The sequence below is a fragment of the Treponema sp. R6D11 genome, assembly GCF_054786075.1.
In genome coordinates, this window is the sequence record NZ_BDHD01000899.1 from 1 (window position 1) to 346 (window position 346).

Genomic DNA, 346 nt, shown 5'->3' on the forward strand with positions numbered 1-346 from the left:
CAAAGGACACAAAGGGGAAAAAAGCGTGAATGATTAACGCAATATGTCTCTACATACTAACTTCTGCAACTATCAGTTGCAGAAGTTCATTTACTTGGTTTATTTTACACGCTTGTATTTTTTCTTTTTTTGTTTCCTCGGCATCCTTGTTTTCATAAATGAATCAACAGTCATTCTGTTTACACCGAATATCCTCCCAATAGCACTTTTTGAAGTATGTTTATCAAGGAGTGTTTGTATCTCTTTTTCATTTCCTGAAAGTTTTACATGGGATGATTTCCTGCCCATGGGACGCCCAAGTATAACTCCTTCTGCTCGTCTACGGGCGAGCGCCTCTTTTGTCCGT

Annotated in this window: 1 pseudogene; it reads right to left on the bottom strand. The window is 38.7% G+C overall.

The features are described 5' to 3' along the window. Positions 1–99: 99 nt before the first annotated feature. Positions 100–346 (bottom strand): annotated as a pseudogene (locus ACYVTD_RS16725) (invertase); the annotation flags it as partial.